Origin of the sequence: Faecalibacterium hattorii (assembly GCF_003287455.1) — a bacterium.
Classification (GTDB): domain Bacteria; phylum Bacillota; class Clostridia; order Oscillospirales; family Ruminococcaceae; genus Faecalibacterium; species Faecalibacterium hattorii.
In genome coordinates this window covers 51,740-59,365 of the sequence record NZ_PRLC01000018.1, presented here as the reverse complement: position 1 = coordinate 59,365, position 7,626 = coordinate 51,740, and the positions used below count along the sequence as shown (strand labels likewise).

Genomic DNA, 7,626 nt, shown 5'->3' with positions numbered 1-7,626 from the left:
GTTGGAAAAGTTTTGAACTAAAAAGATGGGAGGGGTTTTCGTGGATACGATCAAGCGTGTTCAGGATTTGATGCAAGAGCGTGATATGAATCTATGTGTGTTGACAAAAAAATGCGGGATATCGTACTCCACAATCCAAAGTACTGCCCGTCGAGGAGGGCAGTTAAGCGTAGAGACGATTGAAAGAATTTGTCAGGGTTTGGGAATTACATTAAAAGACTTCTTCGATTCCTTCTACCTGTAAATATAGGGGCAGCAAAAAAGCCGTTCGCCACGCTGGAAAATCTGCGTGGTGAACGGCTTTAATACTGCTTCTATTTATCCTTTGGTAATCTCCAGATAAACACTAATCTCCATGATTGTTACCATTGAAGGAATACATTTGCGACGATCTTCGGGCATACCGAATAAGATTTGCCTTGGAAGTTGAAAACAGCTCAGGTTACCTATTGCAATTCTGACTATTTGGAATATACTTGTAAGTATCAAATTATTTCACTGTATGAGGACATCCGCACCAAACTTATCCAGTCCGGTGTAATGAAATGCAGAGAATAAAAGACAAAATTGGTATGTTCCACGAAATTTAGGGAGAAAACTGAGCAAGTAGGAAGGCGGAATATATATGAAACAAGATACTTTAGAGGGCAAAGCAAAAACAAAAAATGGGGTAAAACGGCTGTGTTTTTCCATAATCTGCATTCTTCTGGAAGTGATTTTTATTATTACTATCGTAACACGCTTGAATGAATATGCAGAAGTCATAAATTTATTTACAAGGATTTTGAGTGGGATCTTGGTTTTGGGATTGTACGCATCAAATAAGACATCCTCTATGAAAATGCCTTGGGTCATCTTAATTCTAATTTTCCCAATTATGGGTGTAGGCCTGTATTTGTTGATTGGTTTGAATGGTGGCACACATAAAATGCGTGAGCGGTATGCAGAAATTGATAGAAAATTGTTACCAATGCTTCCGGACAGTCAGGAGTGTTTGAGCAGAATAAAAGAAACAATTCCGAAAGCAGGAAATATAGCAAGTTACATACAAAGAAATTCGCAGTATCCAATCTATCAGAATACGGATATTGTGTATTTTGATGAAGCAGTGAAAGGATTAGAGGCACAGCTTAAGGATTTGGAGAAAGCACAAAAGTTTATCTTTATGGAATATCATGCGATAGAAGACGCTGAAGCATGGCATAAGATTCAAGATGTTCTGGAAGAGCGAGTAAAAGCCGGTGTGGAAGTTAGAGTATTCTACGATGATATGGGTTCTATAGGCTTTATTAACACAGATTTTGTGAAAAAAATGGAGACAATAGGAATTCATTGCCGTGTATTCAATCCGTTTATGCCAGGTTTAAATCTGTTTTTGAACAATCGTGATCATAGAAAAATAACAGTTATTGATGGAAAAGTCGGATTTACAGGTGGATATAATCTAGCAAACGAATATTTTAATTACACACACCCGTATGGACAGTGGAAAGATACAGGTATTCGTTTAGAAGGAGATGCTGTTCAGTCGCTTACAGTGACATTTTTAGAAATGTGGAATGCTGTTAGTGAAAAAGCTACGAATGATACTGATTTTAGTAAATACATTATTCATTACGATTATAAAGCACAGCAAACAGGTTTTGTTCAGCCTTATGCAGACAGTCCTATGGATAATGAGCAGGTCGGAGAAGAAGTTTATATCAGTATGATAAATAAAGCTGAAAAATATTGTTGGTTTATGACTCCATATCTAATCATAACAGATGAAATGACGCATGCGTTATGTCTGGCTGCTAAGCGAGGGGTAGACGTAAGAATTATCACACCTGGTATCCCTGATAAAAAATTCATTTATAATGTAACTCGTTCTTTTTATCATGGATTAGTTAAACATGGTGTTCGTGTTTATGAGTGGACTCCTGGTTTCTGTCATGCAAAAATGAGTGTGGCAGATGACTGTATGGCAACTTGTGGAACAATTAATTTGGATTATCGAAGTTTATATCACCATTTTGAAAACGGCTGTTTTATGGCAGATTGTCAGGCAGTTGTGGAAATAAAAAATGATCTGATAAGAACGATGGGAGAATGTCGTGATGTGACAGACCAATATCAAACCGGACGAAGTGCATATTTGCGACTGGGACAATTATTTATGAGATTATTTGCTGGATTGCTATAAGAATCTGATGAAACGACCTTTCAAAAAACAGTTGATTTAGAAGTTAACTGTTTTTGAAAGGCCGTTTTTGCTATATCTAACAGTCTGTTGTACAAAGAAGATTTTGCATGGATGAAAAAACAAACCTTGTTGAGGTTAAATTGAGTTTTCCATTGTATTGTATTGCTAATGAATAAGAATAAGAAATAAAAAGGAATCAGGTGATGTACAATGAAAAAGCATAAAATATGTAAAATCCTTCTTGTTGTACTGGCAATTTTTTTATGTGTGGCTTTTTATGAATTGCTCGGAATCTGCGTTGCATATAAAAAGCAGCCGGAAGTGTCCAATACAACCAAAAAAGAAACAAAAAATGGGTCATGGAACAAATGCAGTGAAAATACAGAACGGGCAGTAATCATAGAAAAGAATCCAGAAGCGCTTTTACAAAGAGTGCGTTTGATCAAGAATGCAAAAAAGGAAATTATTCTTTCTACTTTTGCATTTCAATCCGATGAAAGTGGAAAATTGATCTTAGGAGCACTGCATGATGCGGCAGACAGAGGTGTACATATTCGTCTGTTAGTAGATGGAATGGAGAGCTGGCTTGATATGGAAGGAAATCCGTATTTCTATGGATTATCTTCCCATGAGAATGTTGAAATTAAACTGTATAATAAGGCCAATCCGTTGAAACCGTGGAAAATAATGGGTAGAATGCATGATAAATATTTGATTGCAGATGGAAAGAGATATATTCTTGGGGGAAGAAATACATACAATTATTTCCTGGGTGATTTTCCGGGACATAAGAACTATGACAGAGACGTGTTAGTGGTTTGCGATGAACCTGAGAAAGAAAATTCAGTTAACCAGTTGTTAGAGTATTTTGAAACGATATGGGAACAAGAAGACAGTGATTATTTTCATGACAATAAAAAACTGGCAAATAGAAAATCTGTAAAGAACGCAGTTTTAGAGCTGCAGAACGGCTATCAGAAATATTTTGAAAAGAATAAGGAAAGAATCTGCGATACCGATTACACGGACGAAACTTTTGAGACAGAAAAGATTGCATTAGTGTCAAATCCTATTCACACAGGTTCCAAAGAACCAGTAGTGTGGTATCAGTTGGGAGAATTGATGAAAAATGCAAAAAATCGTGTGAAGATCCACACGCCATATATTATCTGTAATGATATGATGTATAATACATGGGAGGAGATTGCAGAGAACGTTTCAGATTTTTCTATCATGACAAATTCAGTTGCGAATAATGGGAATCCATTTGGGGCTGCCGATTATGCGAAAAACAGAAATAGAATCTTAAGTACAGGAATTAATATCTGGGAATATGAAGGCGGTTATTCATACCACGGAAAAAGTATTCTGATTGACGATGATCTGTCTGTAATCGGTTCCTTTAATATGGACATGAGAAGTGCATATCTGGATACGGAACTGATGCTTGTAATTCGCAGTAAAGATATTAATAAACAGTTGGAAGAGGGCATGATGGAATATGAAAGAGTGTCCCGCCAGGTATTGGAAGATGGAACCTATCGTGATCCATATCATGTAGAGCCAATCGAATTAACAAAGAAACGTCAGAGAAAAATATTTCTGGTACAGCATCTGCTTGGATGGGCAAGGTATCTGTTTTAATAAGGAGGAAGGAAAACGTGTTTCAAATATTGATTGTAGAAGATGATAAAGAATTAAGCCAGCTATTCCAAAAAGTGCTTGAGAAGAATGGATATCAAGTCAAAAGTGCATCGGATGGAGCACAGGCATTAGAAGTATTGGTTAAGGAATATATTGATCTGATCATTTCTGATATTATGATGCCGGTTATGGATGGTTATGAACTGGTGTCGGAACTCCGTTCAGCAGGATATCAGATACCTGTACTTATGATCACTGCGAAAGGTTCCTTTGATGATATGCGCCAGGGATTTCTTTCGGGAAGTGACGATTATATGGTAAAACCGGTAAATGTGAATGAAATGGTTTTAAGAGTCGGAGCACTGCTTCGCCGTGCACAGATACTGAATGAACACAAAATTGTGATCGGTTCAACAGAGTTTGATTATGATGCAATGACGGTTACAACTGATAAGGAAAGTCTTGTTTTGCCTAAAAAAGAATTCCTGCTTTTATATAAGCTTGCAGCTTCGCCAGGCAGAATATTTACAAAACAACAGTTGATGGATGAAGTATGGGGATACGAGACGGAGGCAGACCCACATACGATAGAGGTACATATAGGAAGAATCAGGGAGCGTTTGAAAGATAACCCTGATTTTGAAATCGTAACAATGCGTGGAATTGGATACAAGGTGGTGAAAAAATAATGGAACAAAAGAAAGAAAAAGGATTGCGGATCCGATCCTGTCTGACTGGTGCAATCTGGCTGGCACTTGTATTTTCAACAGTCATATCTGCGTTATTATTTGCTTTTTTGAATCATTTTTTTAATCTGCCGGGCAGCATACCTGTGCTTGGCTGGCTTTTGATTTTCAATACATTGATTGCAGGGCTGATCACTTCCTTTATTAATGCAAAGTTACTGGAACCAATTACAAGACTTAGTAAAGCAATGAAGGAAGTTTCTCGGGGAGATTTTGAACAGCATTTGGAAACGAACAGCCGTATAGCAGAAGTTGGAGAATCTTATCAAAGTTTTAACGTTATGACAAAAGAACTTCGTGCAACAGAGGTGCTGCAGATGGATTTTGTATCTGATGTTTCTCATGAGTTTAAGACCCCGATTAATGCCATTGAAGGATATACAATGCTGCTTCAGGGAGAAGAACTGTCTCCGGAACAAGAGGAATATGTAGAAAAAATCTTATTTAACACCCAAAGACTTTCCGGATTGGTTGGTAATATTTTGCTGTTATCCAAGTTAGAGAATCAGAATATACCAATGAAAAAAACAGAATATCGTCTGGATGAACAGATCCGCCAGGCAGTTCTTTCATTGGAAACAAAATGGACAGAAAAAGAAATTGGTTTTCAGGTAGAATTGGAGGAAGTTAAATATACTGCGAATGAAGGACTTTTTATGCATATCTGGATAAATCTTTTAGATAATGCGATTAAGTTCAGCCCTTCAAAGGGGACAATTACGATGTTTCTGAAACAAGAACAGGATTCTGTTAAGTTCATTCTGGAAGATGAAGGACCAGGAATAGAGGATGATGTAAAATCCAGAATATTTGACAAGTTCTATCAGGTAGATGGATCTCATAAAGCAGAAGGAAATGGCCTAGGTCTTGCACTTGTAAAACGGATTGTAGATAGTGCCGGAGGAACAATCAAAGCAGAAAACCGTGAATATGGTGGATGCAGATTTGTTATAGAGCTGCCAAAGCAGAAAGATGAGATTATCTAGTTTTAAGATAAATTAGAAGATGGGAGAATTTATATGACATTTTATCAGGAGTTGCAGTTAAATCAGGCAGGTTCTAAAAACCTGTTGAAAAAGAGTGAAACACTAAAAGAAAAATTATATCATATGTGGGTATATCTGGTGAAGATAGCTGCTACAATGGCATTTTGTTTTTTCTTTGTTAGTATTTTCAGCATCCTATTTGGAAATGAGAACAGCATTGTAGGTGTAGTAGTCTTATTATGTCTCATGGTGTTTAGGAATGCGGATCTGGGGATCCACACCGGACAATCTACGATGCTTTTGGCTTTGTTCTTTGTAATTATGACTGTATGTCCGCATTTAGCAAATCAGTTTTCACCGGTATTGGGAATGCTGTTAAATATTGCGGCACTGGCTGTGTTGATTCTGTTCGGATGCCATAATCCATCCATGTTTAATCAATCTACATTGGTTCTTGGGTATCTGCTGCTATATGGTTATGATGTTACGGGAAAAAGCTATCAGATGCGATTAGTCGGAATGGCTTTAGGTGCAGCACTTACCTGCTTCGTATTTTATCGAAATCATAAAAACAGAACTTATAAAAGAAATCTGAAAGATCTGATACAAGAATTTGATATCACTTCTTCCAGAACAAAATGGCAGATATGTCAGATTTTATGCGTACCGATTGTCCTTTGCATTGCAGAACTTTGTAATATGCCACGTGCAATGTGGGCTGGTATTGCGGCCATGTCCGTGATTTTGCCGTCTATGGAAGATATGCACTACAGAGTCCGTAAAAGGATTGTCGGAAATATTGCAGGTGTTATATGTTTTACAGTATTATATTTTCTGCTTCCTTCGTCAATCTATGCATATATAGGAATTCTTGGTGGAATCGGTGTAGGATTTTCAGCACAATATGGCTGGCAGGCAGTATTTAACACATTTGGTGCTTTAGCCATTGCTGCAGAGACATATGGACTACAAGGAGCGGTTAGTCTTAGAGTGAGTCAAAATGTTTTTGGTGTTGTGTTTGCTTTAGCATTTTGTGTTATATTTTATTGGTTTATGCCTAAAAAAAAGGAAAGTGAGGTGACCGTACATGCAGAGTGAAGTGAATCAGGAAGAAAATTTGAATACCACTGATTTTGACGAGCACTTCGCCAAAATTTCGTCCTATATTGTAGACACATTGCACGGCGTTCCACTTGAGATGACCGAGGATGAAAAAGAACAATTTCGCATACAGGTTATTTCAAATCAGTATGCAGAACGGTTGCTAAGTGAAGCCGAAAAGACAGAAACGTATAGAGGTTTATCAAAAATTGATATTCTCCATACAGTTTCTATCCCTCAACTGGCTAGAACAATCCCACTTAAAGGTTTGAATCTCAGTTTAGAAAAATACAGAATGCCGGATGGTGTAATAATAGAGGTTGAGAGTTCGTCACATTATTTGGGGTCATTTAGTGAGAAAAATGATTCTTCCACAAATTGGATAGAAAAGATCATGGAGGGTGTCGGTATTCACTAGATGGATTCTCAAGAAGCATATGCACGAAAGTTCTGCACGCGATAAGTATCTTGCCATTATGAAGCCTTACCTTCTGATGTGGCACAGTAGCAGTTGAAAACAGCTCAGGTTACCTATTGCAATTCTGACTATTTGGAATATACTTGTAAGTATCAAATTATTTCACTGTATGGGAGGAAATTATTATGGCAAGACCCAAGGGAAGCAAGAATAAGACCCGTATTGTAAATGCCAACGTTGATTATGCAGCCGTCGTTGCAGAAAAGACCGCCGAAAAGGAAAAAATCGAATCTGAGGTTGCTGCGCTGACTGCAAATCTCGATGATCTGAAGACGCAGCTGAAAGCCAAGAAAGCAGAATTGAAAGCCGCCACCAAGGAACTTACTAAAGCCGAAAACAAAAAAGCTGCCGCCGAAGCAAAGGCAATGGAAGAAGCAAAGAAAGGCGAAGCAGAAGATGTGCTGAAGAAGCTGCTGGCCAGCGGTATGACGGCTGAGGAAATCCTTGCAAAACTCCAGTAATGCAATGCCGAGAGGAGGGAACACG

At 37.8% G+C, this 7,626-nt stretch carries 8 protein-coding genes; all 8 read left to right on the top strand.

All coding sequences use genetic code 11. The features are described 5' to 3' along the window. Positions 1–40: 40 nt before the first annotated feature. The 8 genes from C4N23_RS11925 (at position 41) to C4N23_RS11890 (ending at position 7,601) form a co-directional block, all read left to right on the top strand. Entirely contained in the window at positions 41–244 is a 204-nt protein-coding gene (locus C4N23_RS11925; protein ID WP_242983788.1) for a helix-turn-helix domain-containing protein, read from the top strand. Between the two features lie 381 nt (positions 245–625). Continuing rightward, on the top strand, positions 626–2,185 hold the full coding sequence (gene cls, locus C4N23_RS11920; RefSeq protein ID WP_112146250.1) for a cardiolipin synthase: 1,560 nt from the start codon (positions 626–628) through the stop codon (positions 2,183–2,185). Positions 2,186–2,395: 210 nt separating this feature from the next. After that, positions 2,396–3,829, top strand: coding sequence for a phospholipase D family protein (locus C4N23_RS11915; protein WP_112146248.1), 1,434 nt, complete (start codon positions 2,396–2,398; stop codon positions 3,827–3,829). Beyond that, complete coding sequence (locus C4N23_RS11910) at positions 3,808–4,518, top strand: response regulator transcription factor (RefSeq protein WP_005946428.1); 711 nt, start codon at positions 3,808–3,810, stop codon at positions 4,516–4,518. The genes C4N23_RS11915 and C4N23_RS11910 overlap by 22 nt, the downstream gene beginning before the upstream one ends. After that, on the top strand, positions 4,518–5,561 hold the full coding sequence (locus C4N23_RS11905; RefSeq protein ID WP_097838510.1) for a HAMP domain-containing sensor histidine kinase: 1,044 nt from the start codon (positions 4,518–4,520) through the stop codon (positions 5,559–5,561). Before C4N23_RS11910 ends, C4N23_RS11905 begins: the two co-directional genes overlap by 1 nt. 33 nt (positions 5,562–5,594) lie before the next feature. Continuing rightward, on the top strand, positions 5,595–6,659 hold the full coding sequence (locus C4N23_RS11900; protein ID WP_005946426.1) for an FUSC family protein: 1,065 nt from the start codon (positions 5,595–5,597) through the stop codon (positions 6,657–6,659). Beyond that, positions 6,649–7,080, top strand: coding sequence for a hypothetical protein (locus C4N23_RS11895; RefSeq protein ID WP_005921183.1), 432 nt, complete (start codon positions 6,649–6,651; stop codon positions 7,078–7,080). Before C4N23_RS11900 ends, C4N23_RS11895 begins: the two co-directional genes overlap by 11 nt. 185 nt (positions 7,081–7,265) lie before the next feature. Continuing rightward, a complete protein-coding gene (locus C4N23_RS11890) occupies positions 7,266–7,601 on the top strand; it encodes a hypothetical protein (RefSeq protein ID WP_055189757.1) in 336 nt (111 codons plus the stop codon). Positions 7,602–7,626: the final 25 nt, after the last annotated feature.

What these genes read in the sequence shown, in the direction of transcription:
- C4N23_RS11915 (WP_112146248.1), top strand. Translation starts at nt 2,396, where the DNA reads ATGAAAAAGCATAAAATATGTAAAATCCTTCTTGTTGTACTGGCAATT.
- C4N23_RS11890 (WP_055189757.1), top strand. Translation starts at nt 7,266, where the DNA reads ATGGCAAGACCCAAGGGAAGCAAGAATAAGACCCGTATTGTAAATGCC.
- C4N23_RS11900 (WP_005946426.1), top strand. Translation starts at nt 5,595, where the DNA reads ATGACATTTTATCAGGAGTTGCAGTTAAATCAGGCAGGTTCTAAAAAC.
- C4N23_RS11895 (WP_005921183.1), top strand. Translation starts at nt 6,649, where the DNA reads ATGCAGAGTGAAGTGAATCAGGAAGAAAATTTGAATACCACTGATTTT.
- C4N23_RS11905 (WP_097838510.1), top strand. Translation starts at nt 4,518, where the DNA reads ATGGAACAAAAGAAAGAAAAAGGATTGCGGATCCGATCCTGTCTGACT.
- C4N23_RS11910 (WP_005946428.1), top strand. Translation starts at nt 3,808, where the DNA reads ATGGGCAAGGTATCTGTTTTAATAAGGAGGAAGGAAAACGTGTTTCAA.
- cls (WP_112146250.1), top strand. Translation starts at nt 626, where the DNA reads ATGAAACAAGATACTTTAGAGGGCAAAGCAAAAACAAAAAATGGGGTA.